The organism is Roseateles sp., assembly GCF_036404855.1.
Classification (GTDB): domain Bacteria; phylum Pseudomonadota; class Gammaproteobacteria; order Burkholderiales; family Burkholderiaceae_C; genus Pelomonas.
Window position 1 is genome coordinate 1 of the sequence record NZ_DASWYS010000364.1, and the last position, 22,569, is coordinate 22,569.

A 22,569-nucleotide genomic window follows, 5' to 3' on the forward strand; every position below is an offset into this window, starting at 1 on the left:
GGGACCGAACAGGCCGGCGGTGCCGGTGTCCACCAGCACGATCTTGCTGCCGGTGTTGATCAGGAAGGCGTTGACCGAGGTCTCCAGCGGCACGCCCAGGTAGGCATGCTGAAGCGCGCGCAGCGTGTTGGCCGGCGGCTGCTGCAGCAGCTTGTCGACGGGCAGGTCCAGCGTGCCGTCGTTCAGCGCCGTGATCTCGAAGTCGCCAAGTTGCAGGCGGTACCAGCCTGGCGCCTGGCCCTTGAGCTGCGGGCCGGCAGCGAGGGCCGGCGCGGCGCCCAGGCCAAGACCGGCGATGAGGACAAGGGCGGCGGGAAGCAGGCGTTGAGGCATCGTGGGTCTCCGGAGGATGAGGGAAGCGGCGCAGGATACCGGCGCCTCCTCGCCACTGCAGCCCCCAGGGCAGCTGTCTGCCGACTGGACAGCATCGATCGCGGCGATTGACTGGAATTCGGACAGTGCCAGCGTGGCGGACGGCAAAACCGCGGGTTAGCTCGCAAGGGTTTGTCTGGAATTCGCCCCGTGTTGGCGCGGGCATGGGTTTTGCGCTTTGGGGGGCTGGCACCCAAGACAACAAACCAGGAGACAAGCCATGCCCCGACGCCACCCGGCGCGCTCGCGCCTGCATTTCGCCATCCTCGCCGCCCTCGGCGCGGCCGCCGCGCTGCCAGCAGCCGCCCAGACTGCCCCCGCGGCTGAACCGGCGGTGACGACGCTGGACGTCGTCAAGGTCACGGCGCGCAAGCGCGAGGAGACTCTGCAGGACGTGCCCGTCGCCGTCACGGCGCTGACTGCCGACCAGCTCGACAAGCTCGCCATCAAGGACCTCGGCGACCTGCAGGGCCAGGTGCCCAACCTGACCATCTACGCCGCGCGCGGCAGCAACACGACGCTGACCACCTTCATCCGCGGCGTCGGCCAGGCTGACCCGCTATGGGGCGTGGACCCCGGCGTGGGCATCTACTTCGACGATGTCTACATCGCCCGCCCTCAGGGCGCGCTGCTGGACGTGTACGACGTGCAGCGCGTGGAAGTGCTGCGCGGCCCACAGGGCACGCTGTACGGCAAAAACACCATCGGCGGCGCGGTGAAGTACGTGTCCAAGCCACTGCCTCAAGCAACCGAAGGGCAGGTGACGCTGGCCGTGGGTAACTACGGCCAGGTCAACGCCAAGGGCGCCGTCGGCACGGCCGTCAACGACGGTCAGTTCCGCTTCCGCATCGCTGGCGCCAGCCTGAACCGCGACGGCTATGGCAAGAACCTGACCGACGGCAGCCCCGTCAGCGACCAGAACACCACCAGCGGCCGCGTGTCCTTCGGCTGGTTCCCGACGGGCACGACCTTCAGCGCCCAGGTCTCGGCCGACCGCACGCGCGACAGCTCGCACATGCGCGGCTTCCAGCGCCTGAACGTGAACCCTTCGGACCCCGCCAAGACGCCACCCAGCGCCAGCCGCTACGACATCGCCAGCGGCATGCCCAATGCCAACTACACCAACAGCGAGGGGGAGTCGCTGACGCTGAACTGGGGCGTCAACGCCGACTGGAGCCTGAAGTACATCCTGGCCCACCGCGCCTCCGACACCGACACCAGCATCGACTTCGACGGCCTGCCCGCGAAGATCGCCGACGTGCGCGCCGAGTACCACGACAGCTCGCAGAGCCACGAGATCCAGGCCATCTACGAGGGCCAGAATCATTCGGGCGTCATCGGCCTGTACTACTTCGACGGCCGCGCCGGCGGCACGGTGCGCAACAACTTCTTCAACCTGCTGTTCGGCACCACCAACGGCAATGTCTTCACCAAGGGCAAGGCCGTCTTCGGCGACTGGAGCTGGCGGCTGACGCCGCAGTTCGCGGTCAGCGCCGGCCTGCGCTACACCGACGAGTCCAAGCGCGCACGGGTGCTGAACCTGGGCTTCCCGAACGCCAACTTCGGGCCTACGCCCACCTCCGTGGCGGCCGACTTCGACAAGACCCGCTCCGTCACCAACACCTCGCCGCGCCTGTCGCTGGAGTACAAGGCCAGTGACGCGGTCAAGCTCTACACGACGGCCTCGCGCGGCTTCAAGAGCGGCGGCTACAACATCCGCGCCCAGGCCGTGGCCGTGCCGCGCTCGGCCGAACCCTTCCAGGACGAGAAGCTGGACTCGCTGGAGCTGGGCGCCAAGATGGTGTTCGACGAAGGCCGCGTGGAGCTGAACACGGCGCTGTTCCACAACAAGTACAAGAACGTGCAGCTGTCAGTGTTCACGTCCTACATCGGCGCCAACGGACAGCCGGCCTTCTTCGGCGACTTCACGAACGCCGGCAAGGCCACCATCAACGGCGCCGAGCTGGAGTTCGCCTGGCGGCCCACCGCGGCCTGGCGCCTGAGCGGCAACCTCGCGGCACTGAACGCCAAGTACGACGAGTACTTCGACGGCGGCGTCAACGTGGCCAGCCAGAAGAAGTTCTCCAACACGCCCAAGTTCCAGGCCGGCCTGAACATCGAGCACAACGCCAAGCTGGCCATGGGCACGCTGCGCTCGCGCCTGGGGATCTCGCACCGCAGCAAGGTCTACCCGACGACCGACCTCGCCGAGGCGCTGGCCCAGGACGCCTACACGCTGGTCAACGCCGGCCTGATCTGGGAGAAGGACAGCAAGCTCAGCTTCTTCCTGCAGGGCAGCAATCTGACCAACAAGGCCTACAAGACCGACGGCTACAACATTAGCGCCCTGGGCGTGCTGGACGCCTTCTACGGCGCACCGCGCACGGTCACGGTGGGGGGAACGTTCAAGTTCTGACGGTGCCACCGAACGGGTCCGCCCTCGCCCGGGGGGGAGGGCCGGCGCGGTACATTGCGCCGGCCATGCCCCTGTCCAAAAGCCAGACACCCACCGCGCTCGACATCCCCCAGGACGTCGACGGGCTGTTGCGCCTGGCCGCGCAGTCCATGTTCGACGTGCTGGCCCGCTCGACGGAAGGGATGATGGTCATCGACCGTAACCACCGCGTCGTCTGGATCAGTGAGGGCTACAAGCGCTTCCTGCCGGCGCTGGGGTTTGCGGACGAGCGCGAGTTCGTCGGCAAACGCGTGGAAGACGTCGTCCCCAACACGCAGATGCTGCAGGTGCTGGAGAACGGCAAGCCGGTGCTGGTGGACCTGCTGACGAACAAGGCCGGCACCTTCCTCGTCAGCCGTCTGCCCTTGAGGAACGACGCGGGCGAGGTCATCGGCGCGCTGGGCCTGGTGCTGCTGGACCACCCCGAGACGACGATGCAACCGCTGATCCAGAAGTTCGCGCGGCTGCAGCAGGAGCTGGAAGACACGCGCCGCCAGCTGGCCGCGCAGCGCCGGCCCAAGTACACCATCGCCAGCTTCATCGGGACCAGCCCGGCGGCATTGGAGGTCAAGCGCCAGGCCCGCCGCGTCGCGCAGACCGACTCCACCGTGCTGCTGCTGGGCGAAACCGGCACCGGCAAGGAGCTGATGGCGCATGCCATCCACTCGGCCTCGCGGCGCGCACACCGGCCGCTGGTCAGCGTCAACATCGCCGCGGTGCCGGAAACGCTCTTGGAGGCCGAGTTCTTCGGCGTCGCCCCCGGCGCCTACACCGGCGCCGATCGCAAGGGCCGCGACGGCAAGTTCAAGCTGGCAGACGGCGGCACGCTGTTCCTCGACGAGATCGGCGACATGCCGCTGGCGCTGCAAAGCAAGCTGCTGCGTGTGCTGCAGGAGCAGGAGGTGGAGCCGCTGGGGTCCAACACGGTCATGCGCGTGGATGTGCGCGTCATCGCCGCCACCAGCCGCGACCTGGCCGCCATGGTCGCGGCCGGCCAGTTCCGCGCCGACCTCTATTACCGGCTCAACGTGTTGCCCATCCGCGTGCCGGCGCTGCGCGAGCGGCTGGAAGACATCGAAGCGCTCGCCGAGGCGCTGGGCGAGGACATCGCCCGCCGCAGCGGCATGCCGCAGAAGCTGCTAAGCCCCGACGCCATCGAATGGCTGATGCAGCAGTCCTGGCCCGGCAACATCCGCGAGCTGCGCAACACGCTAGAGCAGGTCAGCCTGATGAGCGACGACATGCAGCTGACGGCCGCGCATTTCCAGGGCGGCGTGGCGCTGCCGGTCAAGGTCGACACCCCCGTCCCGCTGCCCCAGCCTGCAGCGGCGCCCACGCTGACGACGGCGCAGGCCGTCGCGCCGCTGCCCGAACTCATCGAGGCCCTGGAGCGCGACGCCATTGCCCGGGCCCTGCACGCCACGAGTGGCAACCGCATGGCGGCGGCACGCCTGCTGCAGATTTCAAGGGCTTCGCTGTATGAGAGGCTGGCACGTTGGCCAGACCTGGAACAAGCACGCGACATCCAATGAGGCCGCCCAGCTTTGGCGCATGCTCGACGGGTGCGCTGCTCATGCCGTTGATGCTGGTGGCGGGCCGCGAGATCTCGAATCCGCAACCCGACGCGTGGCCAGGAGTGCCGCTCAACTGGCTGTACCTGGCCGGTCCGCAGCTCATCGTGGTCTTGATCGGCGCCTGTTTTGTCCCCGCCCGTCGGTTCGCGTGGCTGCCATTGCTGTTGTTGACTCTGCTGGTGTTCGGCTTCCAGGCTTGGGTGATCGGATGGGTCCCGCCGCGCGAAAGCGGACTCGCGTGGCTCCTTTATTTCCCTCTGGCATTGGCCGTCGCCGGGCTCTCGGTGTCGGCCCTGCTGATCGTGAAGCGCATGCATGGGAGTGTCCACATTTCAGACGACGCCTGAAGGCCAGACACTTTCACAGCCCTCCCGAGGGCAAAGCCGCGGGACAACCCGTACAGAGAACGCCCCGGCGCCCCCTTCCCCGCCGGGCACGGCCCTTGCAAAAAGGGAAGACACCGTCTGCCGACAGAGCAGATCGAAACAAACCACAGGAGACAAGCCTCATGCGCCCCACCACGCGCCGCTTTGCCCTCGCCGCAGTCACCCTCGCGGTCGCCGTCCCAGGCCTCGCGCCTGCTGCCGGCAATGAGATCCGCATCGCCCACGTCTACAGCAAAACTGGCCCGCTGGAGGCTTACGGCAAGCAGACGCAGATCGGCCTCATGATGGGCCTGGACTACGCCACCGGCGGCACCATGACCGTGGCGGGAAAGAAGTTGGTCGTCATCGAGAAGGACGACCAGGGCAAGCCCGACGTGGGCAAGAGCCTGCTCGCCGCAGCCTTCGGCGACGACAAGGCTGACATCGCCGTCGGCCCCTCTTCCTCCGGCGTGGCGCTGGCCATGCTGCCGGTGGCCGAGGAGTACAAGAAGATCCTGCTGGTCGAGCCGGCCGTGGCCGACTCCATCACCGGCGAGAAGTGGAACAAGTACATCTTCCGCACCGGCCGCAACTCGTCCCAGGACGCGATCGGCAATGCCGTCGCGTCCGACATCGCGGGCCTCAACATCGGCATCCTGGCCCAGGACTACGCCTTCGGCCGTGACGCCGTGAAGGCCTACAAGGAGGCGCTGAAGAAGGCCAAGATCGTCCACGAGGAATACCTGCCCACGGCGACGACGGATTTCACCGCCGGTATCCAGCGCCTGGTGGACGCACTGAAGGACAAGCCCGGTCCCAAGGTCATCGGCGTGGTGTGGGCCGGCGGCACGCCGCCCTTCGGCGCGCTGGCCGCGCTGGACCTGCAAAAGCGCTACGGCATCGGCGTGGGCTCGGGCGGCAACATCCTGCCGGCCATGACAGCCTACAAGCAGTTCCCAGGGATGGAGGGTGCGACCTACTACTACTTCGGCATCCCGAAGAACCCGGTCAACGAGTGGCTGGTGGCCAACCACTACAAGCAATACAAGCAGCCCCCTGACTTCTTCACGGCCGGCGGCATGAGCGCGGGCATCGCGCTTGTCGAGGCGCTGAAGAAGACCAGCGGCGACACGACGACCAACAAGCTCATCAAGACCATGGAGGGCATGAGCTTCGAGACGCCCAAGGGCAAGATGACCTTCCGCCCTCAGGATCATCAGGCCATGCAGTCCATGTACCACTTCCGCATCAAGGCGGACCCGGCCTTCCCTTGGGGCGTGCCGGAGCTGGTGCGGGAAATCAAGCCCGAGGAAATGAACGTGCCCATCCGCAACAAGCGTTGATGACGGACGGCGGCCCGTGCTCGAGACCAAGAACCTGACGATACGCTTCGGCGGCCATGTGGCCGTTGACGACGTGAGCTGCACCTTCCAGCCTGGCACGCTGACGGCCATCGTCGGCCCCAATGGCGCGGGCAAGACGACCTACTTCAACCTGATCTCGGGCCAGTTGCCCGCGACCAGCGGCGAGGTCTGGCTGGATGGCGAGAACCTGACCGGCCAGCAGGCGCCGCTGCGCACGCGGCGCGGGCTCGGCCGGGCCTTTCAGCTGACACAGCTGTTCGCCCACCTGAGCGTGCTGGAGAACGTGCGGCTGGCCGTGCAGGCCCGCCACGGCAAGGGTCTGCGAATGCTGTCGGTGTGGCTGTCGCACAAGGAGCTGATTGAAGAAGCGCGGGCCATCCTTGACCGCGTGCGCCTGGGTTCACGCGCCGACGACCTGGCCGCCAGCCTGCCGCATGGCGACCAGCGCAAACTGGAGGTGGCCATGCTGATCGCACTGGACCCGAAGGTCTATCTGTTCGACGAACCCACGGCTGGCATGAGCGTGGACGAGGTGCCTGTCGTGCTGGACCTGATCCGCGCGCTGAAGGCGGAGAAGAAACACACGCTGCTGCTGGTGGAGCACAAGATGGACGTCGTGCGCGAACTGGCCGACCGCATCATCGTGCTGCACCAGGGCAAGCTGGTCGCCGATGGCGATCCAGCCACCGTCATCGCCTCGCCCATCGTGCAAGAGGCCTACCTCGGGGTGGCGGCATGAACCTGCTCGAACTGAAAGGCGTGCATACGCACGTCGGGGCCTATCACATCCTCCACGGCGTGGACCTCGAGGTGCCGACCGGCCAGGTGACCATGCTGCTGGGTCGCAACGGCGCGGGCAAGACCAGCACGCTGCGCACGCTGATGGGCCTGTGGAGGGCCAGCGCCGGCACCGTTAGGTTCAAGGGCGAGGACATCACCCAACTCGCCACGCCCGACATCGCCTCGCGCGGCATCGCCTATGTGCCCGAAACCATGGGGATCTTCGGCGAGCTCAGCGTCGCGGAGAACCTGCTGCTGGCCGCCCGCAGCGCCAGGCGGATCGCCGACCTCGACGCCCAACGCCTGAGCTGGCTGTTCGGACTCTTTCCGGCGCTGAAGACCTTCTGGACCCATCCGGCCGGCAAGCTCTCGGGCGGACAGAAGCAGATGCTGGCCATCGCCCGGGCCATGATCGAGCCGCGCGAGCTGTTGGTCATCGACGAGCCCAGCAAGGGACTGGCCCCGGCCATCGTGCAGAACCTCATCACGGCACTGCGCGAGCTGAAAGGCACGCAGACAACGGTGCTGCTTGTCGAGCAGAACTTTCGCGTCGCCACCGAACTGGGAGACCGCGTCGCGGTCATGGACGACGGCCGTATCGTGCATCGCGGCGCGATGCGTGAGCTGATCGAAGACTCCGGCCTGCAGCAACGCCTGCTGGGCCTTTCGCTGGCGGCCCACCAATGAAGCTCGACCCCCGCCCCCTGGCGCTGCTCGCCGCGCTGATGCTGCTGGCGCTGCCGCTGACCGGCAGCGTCAGCACCTGGCTCAACCTGACTCTCGCCGGCCTGGCCATGGGCCTGATCGTCTTCGTCATCGCCTCGGGCCTGACGCTGGTCTTCGGGCTGATGGACGTGCTGAACTTCGGCCACGGCGTCTTCATCGCGCTGGGCGCCTTCATGGCGACCACCGTGCTGGCCGCGCTGGCGCCCTGGGCCGCCAGCCCCGACGTGCTGGCCAACCTCGCCGCGCTGGCCGTCGCCTGCCTGGCTGGCATGGGGATCGCGGCGGCCGTGGGCGTCGTGTTCGAGCGCGTGCTGGTGCGGCCCGTCTACGGCCAGCACCTGAAGCAGATCCTCATCACCATGGGCGGCATGATCATCGGCGAGGAGCTGATCAAGGCCAGCTGGGGAGCGCAGCTGATCCCACTGCCGCTACCCGACGCACTGCGCGGCATCTTCCTGGTCGGCGACGTGGCCGTGGAGAAGTTCCGCGTGCTGGCCATGGTCGTCGGCCTCGTCGTGCTGGTCGCATTGCTGCTGGTGCTGAACCGCACCAAGATCGGCCTGCTGATCCGCGCCGGCGTGCAGGACCGCGAGATGGTGGAGGCGCTGGGCTACCGCATCAAGCGCCTCTTTGTCGGCGTCTTCGTCGCCGGCTCCGCGCTGGCGGGCTTGGGCGGCGTGCTGTGGGGTCTGGTGCAGCAGGGCGTCACGCCGCAAATCGGCGCCCAGGTCAACCTGCTGCTCTTCATCGTCATCATCATCGGCGGCCTGGGCTCGACGATCGGCTGCCTGATCGGTGCCCTGCTCGTCGGCCTGGTGGCCAACTACGTCGGCTTCCTCGCGCCGAAGGCGGCGCTGTTCTCCAACATCGGACTGATGGTCGCCATCCTGCTGTGGCGTCCGCAGGGCCTCTACCCGGTGGGAGCGAAGTGATGATCCGCACCCTGCTCTCCCACGACCTGCCGCGCAGCCGCATCCTGGCCGCGCTGCTGATCGCGTGTTTCGTCGGCCTGCTCGGCGCGCCCTTCATCTTCCCGGGTACCCAGGCGCTGAACGTCGCGGCCAAGATACTGATCTTCATCCTGCTCGTGGCCAGCTACGACCTGCTCCTGGGTTACACCGGCATCGTCAGCTTCGCGCACACGATGTTCGTCGGCATCGGCGCTTACGGCATCGCCGTCGCATCGACGCGGCTGGGCTCGGACTGGACATCGCTGGGCATCGGCTTCGTCGCGGCGCTGGCACTGAGCGCCGTTCTTGCCCTCGCCATGGGCCTGGCCAGCCTGCGCGTGAAGGCCATCTTCTTCGCGATGATCACGTTGGCCGTGGCCTCGGCCTTCATGACGCTGTGCTCGCAGCTCAGCGACTTCACCGGTGGCGAGGACGGGCTGAACTTCCAACTGCCGGAAGTCTTGCGCCCGTCGACCGAGTTCATGGAGGAGCCGGTACTGGGCGTCATGCTCGACGGCCGGCTGCTGACGTACTACCTGCTCTTCGTCGCCGTCGCAGCCCTCGTGGTGCTGCTGCTGCGCATCGTCAACTCGCCCTTCGGCCGCGTGCTGCAGGCCATCCGCGAGAACGAGTTCCGTGCCGAGGCCATCGGCTACCGGCCCGTGGTCTACCGCACCGGCGCCAACGTCATTGCCGCACTACTGGCCTGCTGCGGCGGCGCGCTGCTGGCGCTGTGGCTGCGCTACACCGGTCCAGAGACGGCCATGAGCATGGAGATCATGCTGGACCTGCTGCTCATCGTCGTCATCGGCGGCATGGGCACGGTCTACGGCGCCATCATCGGCAGCGTCCTCTTCATCGTTGCGCAGAACTACCTGCAGGCGTTGCTCAAGGGCGCCGGCTCGCTGGTCGACGCTGTGCCGGTGCTGAGCACCCTGGTCTCGCCGGACCGCTGGCTGCTGTGGTTGGGTCTGCTCTTCGTGCTGGCCGTCTACCACTTCCCGGGTGGCGTCGTCGGGCGGCTGAGGCTTGCGGCATGGAAACGAGGGAGGGCCGGCACATGATGCGCTCGCGCTATCTGACCTGCCTGGGTCGCGAGATCCACCTCACCGAATGGGGCGACGCGGGCGCGCCGCCCGTCATCGCCTGGCATGGCCTGGCACGCAGCAGCCGCGATTTCGACGACTTTGCGACAGCGCTGGCATCGCGATGGCATGTCATTTGCCCGGACACTCTGGGCCGCGGCCTTTCGCAATGGGCCATCGACCCGACGCGCGAATACTGCCTGGAGTTCTACGTCGAGCAGGCCGAGGCACTGCTCGACCAGCTGGGCCTGCAGAAGGTGCATTGGGTGGGAACGTCCATGGGCGGCGCCATTGGCACGCTGGGCGCGGCGACGAAGCTGCGTGGCCGCATCAAGCGTCTTGTGCTGAACGACAACGGCCCCGAGCTGGCCGCACCGGCTCTGGCCCGGATCAAGGCCTATGCCGGCCAGCCCCCCAGCTTCGCGACCGTGACCGAACTGGAGCGGTACTTTCGCGAAATCTACGCGAGCTTCGGTCACCTGAGCGACATGCAGTGGCGCCACTTGACCGAGACCTCGCTGCGCCGCCTGCCCGATGGCCGCGTGACCACGCACTACGATCCCGCGATGGTCGAGCAGTTCGACCGCCACCCCGACGACTACCAGCTGTGGAGCGCCTGGGACCAGCTCGACCTACCGGTACTGTGCCTGCGCGGCGAGGACTCGACGCTGTTGACCGCGGAGACCGCCCAGGCCATGCGCGAACGCGGCCCGCGCGCGGCGGTGGCACTCATCCCTGGCTGCGGCCATGCCCCCGCCTTGAACACATCGGAGCAGATCGGCCTTATCGAACGCTTCCTCTCGGCCGACCAGACCCCGTGAATGCCCGTAAGCCAGCGTCAGGCCTGAAGGCCTAGAGTCGCGCAGCAACCCCGGAAGTCCATGAGCGAATACATCCTCGAGACCCAGGACCTGACCAAGGAGTTCAAAGGCTTCACGGCCGTGGACGCCGTGAACCTGCAGGTGCAGCGTGGCCACATCCATGCGCTGCTCGGGCCCAATGGCGCGGGCAAGACCACCTGCTTCAACCTGCTCACGAAGTTCCTGACGCCCACGCGAGGTCGTATCGTCTTCGCCGGCGCCGACATCACCGGCGAAACCTCGGCTCAGATCGCGCGCCGCGGGGTCATCCGCAGCTTCCAGATCTCGGCCGTGTTTCCTCACCTGACCGTGTTGGAGAACGTGCGCATCGGCCTGCAGCGCTTCACCGGCACCAGCTTTCATTTCTGGAAGGGCCTGACGGGGCTGCAGACGCTGGATGCCAAGGTGCTCGCGCTGCTGGAGCTGGTCGACCTGCGCGACATGGCGAACACACGCGCCGCCGACCTGCCCTACGGGCGCAAGCGCGCACTGGAGATCGCGACCACCATGGCCATGGAGCCGCAGCTGATGCTGCTGGACGAGCCCACGCAGGGCATGGGCCACGAGGACGTGGACCGTGTGACCGCACTGATCAAACGCGTGGCCGAGGGACGCACGGTGCTCATGGTGGAGCACAACATGAAGGTCGTGGCGAGCATCGCCGATCGCATCACCGTGCTGGCGCGCGGCGCCGTGCTGGCCGAGGGCGACTACGCGACGGTGTCCAAGCACCCGGCGGTGCTCGAGGCCTACATGGGCACGGAAGCCACCGAACTGCAAGGCGCGCACTGACATGGCCACGCCCGCACTCGAAATCACCGACCTCCACGCCTGGTACGGCGAGAGCCACATCCTGCACGGGATCAACTTGAGCGTGCAGCCGGGCCAGGTCGTCACGCTGCTGGGCCGCAACGGCGCCGGCCGCACGACGACGCTGCGCGCCATCATGGGACTGACTGGCGCGCGCAAGGGCTCGATCAAGATCCATGGCAACGAGGCAGTCGCACTCTCGCCCCACCGCGTCGCTCAACTCGGCATCGGCTACTGCCCCGAGGAGCGCGGCATCTTCGCATCGCTGACGGCTGAGGAGAACCTGCGCCTGCCGCCGCTGCTGAAGAGCCGGCGGGGCAAGGTCATGTCCGAGGCCGAGATCTACGCGATGTTCCCCAACCTTGCGGAGCGCCGCCACAGCCCCGGCACGCGCCTCTCGGGTGGCGAACAGCAGATGCTGGCCGTGGCGCGCATCCTGCGCACGGGCGCAGACATCCTGTTGCTGGACGAGATCTCCGAAGGCCTGGCCCCCGTCATTGTCCAGGCCCTGGCCCGCATGATCCGCGAACTGAAGAAACAGGGCTTCACCATCGTCATGGTGGAGCAGAACTTCCGCTTCGCCGCGCCCCTGGCCGACCATTTCATCGTCATCGAGCACGGCGAGGTCGTGCTGTCCTTCCCCGCAGCCGACCTGCCGGCCCACCAGGCCCAGATGGACGAGTTGCTCAGTGTTTGAACCCACGAAGACTCACACCCAGGAGACACTATCCATGAAAGCGATTCGCACCACTCTCGCAGCAGCCGCCCTCGCCAGCTGCGGCCTCGGCGCACAGGCCCAGATCTCTGGCGACGTCATCAAGATCGGCTTCCTGACCGACATGTCCAGCGTGTATGCGGACATCGATGGCGCCGGCGGCGTGGAGGCCATCAAGATGGCCATCGCCGACATGAAGGGCAACATCGGCGGCAAGAAGATTGAACTGATCTTCGCCGACCACCAGAACAAGGCCGACATCGCCAACGCCAAGGCGCGCGAATGGATCGATACGCAGGGTCTGGACCTGTTGATCGGTGGCACCAACTCGGGCGCCAACCTCGCGATGGCCACCGTCGCCGCCGAGAAGAAGCGTCCCTTCATCTCCATCGGCGCCGGCAGCTCGGCACTCACGAACGCAGCCTGCACGCCCTACACCATTCACTATGCCTACGACACCGTGGCCCTGGCCCGTGGCACGGTGAACCCCATGATCAAGGCCGGCGGCAAGAGCTGGTACTTCCTGACTGCCGACTACGCCTTCGGCGCGGCGCTGCAGGCCGATGCCACCGAGGTCATCAACAAGGCCGGCGGCAAGGTGGTGGGCGCCGTCAAGCACCCGCTCAACGCCAACGACTTCTCCTCCTTCCTGCTGCAGGCGCAAAGCAGCGGCGCGCAGATCATGGGCCTGGCCAACGCCGGCGGCGACACGATCAACTCGGTCAAGGCGGCCAATGAGTTCGGCGTCACCAAGAGCATGAAGCTCGCAGGCCTGCTGATGTTCATCAACGACATTCACTCGCTGGGCCTGAAGACCGCCGAAGGCATGTACCTGACCGACTCCTGGTACTGGAACCAGAGCCCCGAGTCCCGCGCCTGGGCGCGCCGCTTCTTCGAGAAGATGAAGCGCATGCCGTCGTCGCTGCAGGCCGCCGACTACTCGGCCGTGACGCATTACCTGAAGGCCGTCGAGGCGATCAAGACCGACGACGCCGACAAGGTCATGGCCAAGATGAAGGACACGCCGATCAACGACTTCTATACCAAGGGCACCATCCGCAAGGAAGACGGCCGTGGCATCCACGACATGTTCCTGATGCAGGTCAAGTCGCCCAAAGAGTCCACCGAACCCTGGGACTACTACAAGGTCGTGTCGCGCATCCCGGGCGCCGAGGCCTACACGGCGCTGGCGGACAGCAAGTGCCCGCTGGTGAAGAAGTGACCCCCACGCCCAGCCCCGCGCTGCTGAACACGCGCGTGTCTGGTCGGTCCCCCAAGGGAACGCCGATCGATGCCGGCGCAAGCCGGCATCGGCGTCGGCCCCCGCCGCCCTTGAGAGCGGCCCGGCGGGCCTCCAGGGCCTGAACACCATTGCCATGACTGAAATCTTCGGTATTCCGCTACCAGCCCTGCTGGGCCAGCTGCTGCTGGGCCTGGTCAACGGCTCCTTCTATGCGATGCTGTCGCTGGGCCTGGCGGTCATCTTCGGCATGCTCAACATCATCAACTTCGCCCATGGGGCGCTGTACATGATGGGGGCCTTCTTTGCCTGGATGGGGCTGGAGTACCTGGGGCTGAACTACTGGGTCATGCTCGGTCTCGCGCCGCTCGCCGTGGGCCTGATCGGCATCGTCATCGAACGCACGATGCTGCAGTGGCTCTACAAGCTGGACCACCTCTACGGCCTCCTGCTGACCTTCGGCATCACCCTCGTCATCGAGGGCGTGTTCCGCAGCTTCTATGGCGTGTCGGGCCAGCCCTACTCAGTGCCGGAGCAGCTCACGGGCGCCACCAACCTCGGCTTCATGATCCTGCCCAACTACCGCGGCTGGGTCGTCGTCGCATCGCTGGTGGTGTGCTTTGCGGTCTGGGCGCTGATCGAGAAAACCTCGCTGGGCGCCAAGCTACGCGCCGGCACCGAGAACCCCAAGCTCGTGCAGGCCTTCGGCATCAACGTCCCCGCCATGGTGACGCTGACCTACGCCGGCGGCGTGGCGCTGGCGGCCTTCGCTGGCGTGCTGGCCGCGCCGATCCTGCAGGTGTCGGCGTTGATGGGCAGCAACCTCATCATTGTGGTGTTTGCCGTCGTCGTCATCGGCGGCATGGGCTCCATCCTCGGCTCCATCCTGACCGGCCTGGGTCTGGGGCTGATCGAGGGGCTGACCAAGGTCTTCTATCCCGAGGCGTCCAACACGGTCGTCTTCGTCGTCATGGCCATCGTGCTGCTGGTCCGTCCGGCGGGCCTGTTCGGAAAAGAGCGATGAACAAGAAGCTCATCGGTTACGCCGCGCTCTTCATCGGCATCGGCCTGCTGCCGCTGCTGGGCGCCTATCCCGTCTTCGTCATGAAGGTGCTGTGCTACGCCCTCTTCGCGTGCGCCTTCAACCTGCTCGTGGGCTTCACGGGCCTGCTGTCCTTCGGCCATGCGGCCTTCCTGGGAACGGCGGGCTATGTCTGCGGCCATGCGCTCAAGGTCTGGGGCCTGCCGACGCCGGTGGGTCTGATCGCCGGCATGGCCGGCGCCGCCGCCGTGGGCCTCGTGTTCGGTCTGCTGGCCATCCGCCGCTCGGGCATCTATTTTTCGATGATCACGCTGGCGCTGGCGCAGATGCTGTACTTCTACTTCCTGCAGGCACCCTTCACGGGCGGGGAAGACGGCCTGCAGTCCGTGCCGCGCGGCCACTTCCTGGGCCTGGATCTGACCCACGACCTGACTCTGTTCTACGTCGTATTGGGCATTTTCATCGCCGCCTTCTGGCTGATCTACCGCATCGTCCACTCGCCTTTCGGCCAGGTGCTGACCTCCATCCGCGAGAACGAGGCCCGTGCGACCTCGCTGGGCTATGACACGGCCCACTTCAAGCTGCTGGCCTTCGTGCTGTCGGCGGCCCTCGCCGGCCTGGCCGGCGCGACCAAGACGCTGGTGCTGGGCTTCGCGACGCTGACCGACGCGATCTGGACCACCTCCGGCCTCGTCATCCTGATGACGCTGGTGGGCGGCATGGGCACGCTGGTGGGCCCCATGGTCGGCGCCCTGGTCATCATCGCGCTGGAGAACAAGATCGGCGACTTCGGCAACCTGCTGGCCGACGTCACCGGCGTGACCTGGTTCAACAGCCTGGGCGAATCGGTCAGCCTCGTCACCGGCCTGATCTTCATCGTCTGTGTGCTGGCCTTCCGCCGCGGCATCGTCGGCGAGGCCATGGCCCTGCTGGAGCGCCGACGCGCCTGAACGGGCGTCAGCATTCACTGACAAGCTAGGGGGCGCGGCAGGGACCAATGTGACGCAGTATGCAGGGCATGGTCACGTCCGCCCGCTTCAAGTTCACCGCCACACTGCTGGTGTCGGTGCTGGCCGTCGTGCTGACACTGCTCGTGCCCGGTGAAAACGACGAGGCCGACAGCCCGATCCATACCGCCAGCGTGCTGCCGCCGCCCCAGCGTTGAGTCCGGGCCTGGCCCGGGCGTGACAAACGACGCCCCAGGCCCACTGTCGAAAGGCCTGGGCACGGAACGCGGTGCTCAGCGGCGCGATGATGGACGCCCCTGACATCGCGCCACCATCCCGACGATGAACGAGCTGTTGACCTGGTCCCTGGCCGCTGCCGCGGTAGCCGTCGTGTTGCTGCTGCTCTGGGTGGGCAAGCGCCGCCAGCGGCGTGCCCGCGCCGACGCCGAGCAACGCGAAGCCCAGCGCATCGCACAGGAGGCCGCCGACCACGCGGCAAGGCTGCAGCGGGCCGAGCACGAGCGCATCGCGGCCGAACGCGAGGAGGCCGCCCGTCTCGAAGCCGAAGCGGCCCGCGATGCCGCCGAGGCCCAGCGCCTCGCACAGGAAGCCGCCACGCGCGAAGCCGAAGCCCGACGCCGGGCGGAACAGCAGGCCGAAGCCGAAAGGCTGGATCGCGAGCAAGCGGCCCGCGAGGCCGCGGAGGCGGAGCGACTGGAGGCCGAGGAGCTGGCCCGCGAAGCCGAGGCGTTGCGACTGGCCGCCGAGCAGGCCGAGGCCGAGCGCGAAGCCGCCCGGCGCCTGGCGGAACAGCAGGCGGCCGAAGCCGCCACCCGCGAGGCAATCCGCCAGGCCGCCGAGCAAGCCGCGGCCCGTCTTGCCGCCGAAGAAGCCGAGCGCCGCGCCACGGCCGAAGCGGCGGCGGCCGCTGCTGCTGCCGAAAGCACCCGCGAACTGCGTGCCGACGAAACCCTGGTCCTGATCGCCGATGATTCCAAGATCGTCCGCGTCAAGATCAACCGCCTGCTCGCCGCGCAGGGCTACCGCGTCGCGCTGGCCGAGAGCGGCGAGCAGGCACTGGAACTGATGGCCGCCGAGCGCCCGCACGTGCTGATCACGGACGTCGAAATGCCCGGCATCGATGGCTTCGAGCTGACCCGTCAAGTGCGCGCCAACGCTGCAACGGCCCAACTGCCCGTGATGATGATCACATCCTCCGACGACAAGCTGGAGCAGGCCCGCGCGGCCGGCGTGACGCAGCTGCTCGGCAAACCCTACTCGGAGGAGGCGTTGATCGCCGCCATCGAGCACGCCCGTCTGGCCGTGAAGGTGCCCGCCTGAAAAGCCTTTCGCGCCACCGGCAGCACTGGGGCGACGAAAAGCTGCGCGCCGTTCGTTGAGGCCAGAACGGCGCAGCCCCCGATCGGCTTCGGCCGCCAGCTCCCCTGCTCACCTCACCGCCCCCAGCAACCTCGCAATGAACTCGTTCAGCGCGGGCCCGTTGTCTATCCAGCGCACGACCGCGACGACGTCGTTCTCCCAGTCGATGTAGACGATGTTCTGCCCGTTGCCGCGGAACGTCACACTGCTCTCCGGCGCCGCGGGCAGCGCCTTGCGGCCAGTGTTGAGAAACCAGTTGCAGTAGCCGTAATCGGCATTGGCCGGCCCCGATGCGCGGGCCTTGGTGATCCAGTCGCGCGACACCAACTGGCGGCCGTTCCACTCGCCCTGGCGCAGGAAAAGATAGCCGAAGCGGGCCAGATCCCAGGCGTCGATGAACATGCCGCCGCCCCAGTGCCCGCCGCCGGAGACCGACTGCATGCGCTGGCCGTCCAGCTCGACCCACGAGTTCTCGTAGCCATGCCAGCGCCAGCGGCCCGACGCGCCGATCGGGTCCATGACCTGATCCCGCAGCACCTCGGGCAGCGGCCGACGCAAGACCTGCAGCGCCGCCAGCGCCAGCACATTCACGCGCACGTCGTTGTACTTGTAGTGGCTGCCCGGCGCATGCAGCGGGCGGTTGGGCCAGTCCTCCGGCGTCTTGCCCACCGGCCGATCGGCCCAGTCGGGCTTGCCCCACAGCGTGCCCTGCCAGTCACTGGTCTGGCGCAGCAGGTGCTCCCAGGTGATGGGCGCGTTCTTGGGCGACGCGAACAGGTCCACGCCGGGCGGCATGGCATCGGCCACACGGTCATCGGTGCTGCGGATCAGCCCCTGCTGCCAGGCCAGCCCCACCACTGTGGAAAGGAACGTCTTGGTGATGCTGTGGCTCATGTCCACGCGCCGGGTGTCACCCCATTCGGCCACCACCCGGCCGCGGCGGATGACGACGCCGTTGATGGCGGCACGCTCGCGCGTGGGGCCGATCTGCCCCCCGAAATAGGGTTCGACCTTCCCGAAGCTCTGGGCGAGGGCCTGCGCCTGGTCGCGCGGCGCGGGGTTGTCGTGGGCCTGGGCGTAGGCCACGGCGTCGGCCAGCTTCGCAGCGTCCAGGCCCACGGCCGAGGGCTCGGCGCGCTGCCAGTCGCCACGCGGCGGGAAGTAGGCGGGCTGCGCCACGGCGATCGCTGCCGCCAGCAGCAGCGGGACGGAAAGCAGGGTCCGGCGCGTCGTGAGGGTCGAGCTCATGGGTCCATTGTGGCCAGTCGCCCCCACCCCTTGCGCAGGGTCAAACCCCGGGTGCTTGACCTTGCCATGATGGTAAGCCTGAGCATGCGCTTACCCTCCCAGCAAACGACCGCGCCATGAACACCGCTGCCCCTCCCGCCCTGAACGACGTGACCCTGCAGGTCAGTGGCATGACCTGCGCGTCCTGCGTGCGCCGTGTCGAGAAGGCCTTGCAGGCCATCCCAGGCGTGCAGGCCGCCAGCGTCAACCTCGCCACCGAGAAGGCCTCGGTCCGGGCGCTTCCCAACGTGCCCGTCGCGGCGCTGACGGCGGCACTGGGCAAGGCGGGCTACCCGGCCAGCGAGATCGCGGCCGCAGCACCGCCAGCTCCGGAGCCCGTCGGCGGCCTGCCCGCCTGGTGGCCCGTCGCGATCGGCGCCGTGCTGACGCTGCCATTGCTGCTGCCCATGCTGCTGGGCCCGTTCGGCATTGACGCGATGCTGCCCGGATGGTGGCAGCTGCTGCTGGCCACGCCGGTGCAGTTCATCTTGGGTGCGCGCTTCTACCGCGCAGGCTGGAGCGCGCTGCGCGCGGGCAGCGGCAACATGGACTTGCTGGTGGCCCTGGGCACCTCGGCGGCCTATGGCCTGTCGGTCTATCTGCTGGCCCGCCATCCGGGCCATGCGCACCTCTACTTCGAGGCCTCGGCTGCCGTCATCACGCTGGTGCTGCTGGGCAAGTTCCTGGAGCAGCGCGCCAAGCGCCAGACCACCGACGCCATCCGCGCGCTGAACGCGCTGCGACCGACGACGGCGCGCGTCCTGCGCGGCGACGTGGAGATCGAGGTGCCCGTCGCCGAGGTCCGCGTGGACGATCTCGTCGCCGTGCGCCCGGGGGATCGCATCCCGGTGGACGGCGAGGTTGTCGCCGGCCGCAGCCATGTGGACGAATCCCTCATCACCGGCGAGAGCCTGCCGGTGGCCAAGGCGCCGGGCCAGCATGTGACCGGCGGCGCAATCAATGCCGAAGGCGCGCTGACGGTGCGCACCACGGCCATAGGCGCGGAGACCGCGCTGGCCCGCATCATCCGCATGGTCGAGTCTGCCCAGGCAGCCAAGGCGCCAATCCAGCGCGTCGTCGACCGCGTCAGCGCCGTCTTCGTGCCGGTGGTGCTGGTCATCGCAGCGCTGACCTTCGCCGGCTGGTGGCTGCATGCGGGCGATGCCGAGCAGGCCCTTGTCAACGCGGTGGCCGTGCTCGTCATCGCCTGCCCTTGCGCCCTGGGCCTGGCCACCCCGACGACGCTGATGGCCGGCACCGGCGTCGCGGCCCGCCAGGGCATCCTCATCAAGGACGCCGAAGCGCTGGAGCTGGCCCATGCGGTGACGGTGGTCGCCTTCGACAAGACCGGCACGCTGACGGTGGGTCAGCCGACGCTGGTCGCTGTCGTGCCGGCCCCGGGCGGCAGCCGGGACGAAGTGCTGCAGCTCGCCGCCGCACTGCAGCGCAGCAGCAGCCACCCGCTGGCGCTGGCCGTGCTGGCCGAGGCCCAGGGCACGGCCGCGTTGCCGGTGGCGCAGGCGCGCGCGCTGCCGGGCCGGGGCGTCGAAGGCGTCGTGCAGGGCCGGCAGCTGGCACTGGGCAACACCCGGCTGGTCCAGGAACTGGGCGTGAGCGACGCCGGCCTGGCCAAGGAGGCGCGTCGGCTGGAGGCCGACGGACGCACGGTGTCCTGGCTGGTGGAGAACGGCCGCGCGTTGGCCCTGCTGGCCTTCGGCGACCGCGTAAAGGACACGGCCGCGGCGGCCATCGCGCAGTTGCAAGCACGCGGCATCCGCACCGTCATGGTCAGCGGCGACAGCCAGGGCGCTGCGGCGGGCGTCGCCCGACAACTGGGCATCACCGAGGTCCATGCCGAAGTGCTGCCGGCGGCCAAGGCCTCGGTCGTGCAAGGCTTGCGCGACGGCGGCGCCGTGGTCGCCTTCGTCGGCGACGGCATCAACGACGCACCGGCGCTCGCGGCCGCGTCGGTGGGCTTCGCAATGGCCGGCGGCGCCGACGTCGCGACGGAGGCCGCTGGCGTCACCCTGATGCGAGGCGACCCGCGCCTGGTCGCCGACGCGCTGGACGTCTCCCATCGCACCTACGCCAAGATCCGCCAGGGGCTGTTCTGGGCCTTCGCCTACAACGTCGTCGGCATCCCGCTCGCCGCGCTGGGGCTGCTGAACCCGGTCATCGCCGGCGCAGCCATGGCCTTCAGCAGCGTCAGCGTCGTCGCCAACGCGCTGACGCTGAAGCGCTGGCGCGGCACGGCGCGCTGAGAGGACCACGGAGCGCCCCGCCGAGGAAGGTACCCATCCGCGCTATCGTCGACCCTCCAGCAGTTCCCGAGCCCACCATGCGCGTTGTCCTCCTTGCCTCCCTCGCCCTGGCCGCGACCACGGCGGCCCAGGCCACCTCCTTCGCTTCGTCGGCCGCCGAGGCCGGTTCGTCCGCGTCCGGCAGCGTGTCGGACTCCTTCCGAGCCTCGTCCGGCAGCAGCGGCGGCGAGCATCGCGCCGAAGGCCGTTACCGCGTCACCGACGTCGCCCGAGCCGACGCCGGCAAGCTGCGCCTGACGCTGGCCCGCGACGGCGCCGCGCCCGTCGAGCTGACCCTGCCTGAACAGGCCCTGGCCGCGCGCACCGTCAATGTTGGCGACGAGGTGCAGGCCACACCCCAGCCGTATGGCGTGGCCTTCGCCCATGCCGACACCGGCCGGGCCTTCTTCCTCGTGCTCGAGGACGCCTGGCATCGCGAGCTGGCCGCGCGCGCCGTCGAGCCTTGATCCGTGACATCGCCGCGCTGGCGCTCGCGCTGGCCGCGGTCCCGGTTCTGGCTGGCTCACTGCCGCCGCGCGGCTGCGACCGTCCCGTCGAAGTCACGGCCACCCAGCAGGACCGCCTGCTGCGCTTCGCCGCCGCCGTGCGAGGCGTCCTCGCCGCCTCGGGCAGCCCCGCCGCGCTGATCTCGCGATCGGGCACCGACCTGTCGCGCTTCGGTCTGCGCTACTCCCATGCCGCCGTCGCCCTCGCTTCGGGACTGGACACGCCCTGGGCCGTGCGCCAGCTCTACTACGCCTGCGCCGAGGGCCGGCCACGCCTGTTCGACCAGGGGCTGGCCGGCTTCGTGCTCGGCAGCGATGATGCCAACCTTGGCTACGTCAGCCTGCTGCTGTTGCCGCACGAAGCCGCCACGGCGCTGGCGCGCGCTGCGCTGGACAAGCCGCTTGCGCTGGGCCTGCTGAACGCGCGCTACAGCGCCAACGCCTACCCATTCAGCACCGACTATCAGAACTGCAACCAGTGGGTGGCCGAGCTGCTGGCCGCGGCGCTCACCGGCAGCGCCGACCGCGCCGAGGCCCAGGCCTGGCTGCGCGCCGAAGGCTATTCGCCCGAGCCGGTGCAGGTGTCGCCCTGGCTGCTGCTGGCGGGCCGCTTCGTGCCCTGGCTGCACTTCCACGACCACCCCGCCGAGCAGCTCGGCGCCGGCCGGATGCAGACCAGTCTGCCCGCCAGCCTGGAGGCCTTTGCACTGCAGCGGTGGCCCGCCGCGCGCCGCATCGAGCTGTGCCACGGGCCGCAGGGCATCGTGCTGCGCGAGGGGGGCGCGCCGCTGGCGGCGGGCTGCATGCCGCAGCCGGGTGACCGAAGCCCCGCGCAGGACGGGCTCTAACCGCCCGTCAGCTCTCGGTGCAGCCAGGCCCGTGCCAGGGTCCAGTCGCGCTTGACCGTCGCCAGCGATACCGCCAGCACCTCGGCGACCTCATCGTTCTCCAGCCCGCCGAAGAATCGCAACTCGACGACCTTGGCCGCGCGCGCGTCCACGACCTCCAGCGCCAGCAATGCCTCGTGCACCGCGACGATGTCGCGGTCGGCCGGCAGCGCCAGCTCCGCCAGTCCCGACAGCGTCAACGCCACCCGCTCGGCCGCGCGCTTGTCGGCGCGCCGCGCGAGCTCGTGGTTGACGAGGATGCGCCGCATCATCATGGACGCCACTGCCAGGAAGTGGCCGCGATTGCGCCACTGAGTGCGTGTCTGCGCCGCCAACCGAAACCAGGCCTCATGCGACAGCGCCGTGGCCGATAGCGTGTGTCCGGAGTCCTCGTGGCGCAGGTGGCTGCGCGCCAGCCGGCGTAGCTCGTCGTAGAGCGCCGCGAACAGACGGTCGCCGACGCCGTCGGCGTCGGCCGGTTGCTGGCTGAGCCAGGCGGTCACATCGGACAGGGGCGCGTCGTCGCTCATCGCGGCGCATCCTAGCGGCAGGTTTTGTCGGAGCCTCATGAGCCTTTTGCCCTGGCAACGCGGCGTAAGCAGACAGATCCGGCTTTTTCCGGCTTTCCGCGATGAGGTTCATCATGCGTCCCGCTCCCCGACCCAAGACCCTGGCTCCGCTCTCGCTGCTGCTGACTACCGCGCTGGTCGCCTGCGGGGGAGGCGGTGATCCGACCCCCGACCCCACGCCGACCCCGGCTCCTGCGCCCGCACCGGCGCCTGCACCCACACCGGCGCCTGCACCCACACCGGCACCGGCACCGGCGCCGACACCTGCTCCGGCTCCGGCTCCGGCACCTTCGCCCGCGCCATCGCCCGCCCCTGCACCGGCCCCCACGCCCGCGCCGGCCCCCGCGCCGACCCC

At 68.5% G+C, this 22,569-nt stretch carries 21 protein-coding genes and 1 pseudogene; 19 read left to right on the forward strand and 3 right to left on the reverse strand.

The window, feature by feature from the left end; translation table 11 throughout:
• Positions 1-333, reverse strand: a pseudogene (locus VGF12_RS24345) (MBL fold metallo-hydrolase); the annotation flags it as partial.
• Positions 334-592: 259 nt separating this feature from the next.
• Here VGF12_RS24345 and VGF12_RS24350 point away from each other — a divergent pair.
• From VGF12_RS24350 to VGF12_RS24425, 16 genes are all read left to right on the forward strand, one after another.
• Positions 593-2,788 (forward strand): TonB-dependent receptor, encoded by a 2,196-nt coding sequence (locus VGF12_RS24350; protein ID WP_331178635.1) that lies wholly within the window; start codon positions 593-595, stop codon positions 2,786-2,788.
• 65 nt (positions 2,789-2,853) lie between these two features.
• On the forward strand, positions 2,854-4,359 hold the full coding sequence (locus VGF12_RS24355) for a sigma-54 interaction domain-containing protein (RefSeq protein ID WP_331178636.1): 1,506 nt from the start codon (positions 2,854-2,856) through the stop codon (positions 4,357-4,359).
• A complete protein-coding gene (locus VGF12_RS24360) occupies positions 4,356-4,748 on the forward strand; it encodes a hypothetical protein (protein ID WP_331178637.1) in 393 nt (130 codons plus the stop codon). Before VGF12_RS24355 ends, VGF12_RS24360 begins: the two co-directional genes overlap by 4 nt.
• 161 nt (positions 4,749-4,909) lie before the next feature.
• Positions 4,910-6,109, forward strand: coding sequence for a substrate-binding domain-containing protein (locus VGF12_RS24365; RefSeq protein WP_331178638.1), 1,200 nt, complete (start codon positions 4,910-4,912; stop codon positions 6,107-6,109).
• A gap of 16 nt (positions 6,110-6,125) precedes the next feature.
• Positions 6,126-6,869, forward strand: a complete 744-nt coding sequence (locus tag VGF12_RS24370) for an ABC transporter ATP-binding protein (protein WP_331178639.1) — start codon at positions 6,126-6,128, stop codon at positions 6,867-6,869.
• The gene (locus tag VGF12_RS24375) at positions 6,866-7,597 is read left to right on the forward strand and encodes an ABC transporter ATP-binding protein (protein WP_331178640.1); all 732 of its coding nucleotides are present in this window, start codon (positions 6,866-6,868) and stop codon (positions 7,595-7,597) included. Before VGF12_RS24370 ends, VGF12_RS24375 begins: the two co-directional genes overlap by 4 nt.
• A complete protein-coding gene (locus tag VGF12_RS24380; RefSeq protein WP_331178641.1) occupies positions 7,594-8,568 on the forward strand; it encodes a branched-chain amino acid ABC transporter permease in 975 nt (324 codons plus the stop codon). Before VGF12_RS24375 ends, VGF12_RS24380 begins: the two co-directional genes overlap by 4 nt.
• Positions 8,568-9,650 (forward strand): branched-chain amino acid ABC transporter permease, encoded by a 1,083-nt coding sequence (locus VGF12_RS24385; protein ID WP_331178642.1) that lies wholly within the window; start codon positions 8,568-8,570, stop codon positions 9,648-9,650. The genes VGF12_RS24380 and VGF12_RS24385 overlap by 1 nt, the downstream gene beginning before the upstream one ends.
• A complete protein-coding gene (locus VGF12_RS24390) occupies positions 9,647-10,492 on the forward strand; it encodes an alpha/beta hydrolase (protein WP_331178643.1) in 846 nt (281 codons plus the stop codon). Before VGF12_RS24385 ends, VGF12_RS24390 begins: the two co-directional genes overlap by 4 nt.
• A 60-nt stretch (positions 10,493-10,552) precedes the next feature.
• Entirely contained in the window at positions 10,553-11,323 is a 771-nt protein-coding gene (locus tag VGF12_RS24395) for an ABC transporter ATP-binding protein (protein WP_331178644.1), read from the forward strand.
• Position 11,324: 1 nt separating this feature from the next.
• A complete protein-coding gene (locus tag VGF12_RS24400) occupies positions 11,325-12,038 on the forward strand; it encodes an ABC transporter ATP-binding protein (RefSeq protein ID WP_331178645.1) in 714 nt (237 codons plus the stop codon).
• A 34-nt stretch (positions 12,039-12,072) separates the two neighbouring features.
• On the forward strand, positions 12,073-13,278 hold the full coding sequence (locus VGF12_RS24405) for an ABC transporter substrate-binding protein (RefSeq protein WP_331178646.1): 1,206 nt from the start codon (positions 12,073-12,075) through the stop codon (positions 13,276-13,278).
• Positions 13,279-13,432: 154 nt separating this feature from the next.
• Entirely contained in the window at positions 13,433-14,320 is an 888-nt protein-coding gene (locus VGF12_RS24410; RefSeq protein WP_331178647.1) for a branched-chain amino acid ABC transporter permease, read from the forward strand.
• Positions 14,317-15,288 (forward strand): branched-chain amino acid ABC transporter permease, encoded by a 972-nt coding sequence (locus VGF12_RS24415; protein WP_331178648.1) that lies wholly within the window; start codon positions 14,317-14,319, stop codon positions 15,286-15,288. The genes VGF12_RS24410 and VGF12_RS24415 overlap by 4 nt, the downstream gene beginning before the upstream one ends.
• A 68-nt stretch (positions 15,289-15,356) precedes the next feature.
• The gene (locus VGF12_RS24420; protein WP_331178649.1) at positions 15,357-15,503 is read left to right on the forward strand and encodes a hypothetical protein; all 147 of its coding nucleotides are present in this window, start codon (positions 15,357-15,359) and stop codon (positions 15,501-15,503) included.
• Between the two features lie 124 nt (positions 15,504-15,627).
• Positions 15,628-16,626 carry a response regulator gene (locus VGF12_RS24425; protein WP_331178650.1) on the forward strand — a complete coding sequence of 333 codons (999 nt, stop codon included), beginning with the start codon at positions 15,628-15,630 and terminating at the stop codon, positions 16,624-16,626.
• A gap of 108 nt (positions 16,627-16,734) precedes the next feature.
• Here VGF12_RS24425 and VGF12_RS24430 read toward each other — a convergent pair whose 3' ends face one another.
• Positions 16,735-17,913, reverse strand: coding sequence for a serine hydrolase domain-containing protein (locus VGF12_RS24430; protein ID WP_331178651.1), 1,179 nt, complete (start codon positions 17,911-17,913; stop codon positions 16,735-16,737).
• Positions 17,914-18,029: 116 nt separating this feature from the next.
• Here VGF12_RS24430 and VGF12_RS24435 point away from each other — a divergent pair, with 116 nt between their 5' ends.
• The 3 genes from VGF12_RS24435 (at position 18,030) to VGF12_RS24445 (ending at position 21,606) form a co-directional block, all read left to right on the forward strand.
• Positions 18,030-20,213: a heavy metal translocating P-type ATPase gene (locus VGF12_RS24435; RefSeq protein ID WP_331178652.1), complete on the forward strand. Its 2,184-nt coding sequence runs from the start codon at positions 18,030-18,032 to the stop codon at positions 20,211-20,213.
• Positions 20,214-20,290: 77 nt separating this feature from the next.
• Complete coding sequence (locus VGF12_RS24440; protein WP_331178653.1) at positions 20,291-20,719, forward strand: hypothetical protein; 429 nt, start codon at positions 20,291-20,293, stop codon at positions 20,717-20,719.
• A complete protein-coding gene (locus tag VGF12_RS24445) occupies positions 20,716-21,606 on the forward strand; it encodes a DUF2145 domain-containing protein (protein ID WP_331178654.1) in 891 nt (296 codons plus the stop codon). Before VGF12_RS24440 ends, VGF12_RS24445 begins: the two co-directional genes overlap by 4 nt.
• Here VGF12_RS24445 and VGF12_RS24450 read toward each other — a convergent pair.
• A complete protein-coding gene (locus VGF12_RS24450) occupies positions 21,603-22,175 on the reverse strand; it encodes an ECF-type sigma factor (RefSeq protein WP_331178655.1) in 573 nt (190 codons plus the stop codon). The genes VGF12_RS24445 and VGF12_RS24450 overlap by 4 nt on opposite strands.
• Positions 22,176-22,569 lie beyond the last annotated feature (394 nt).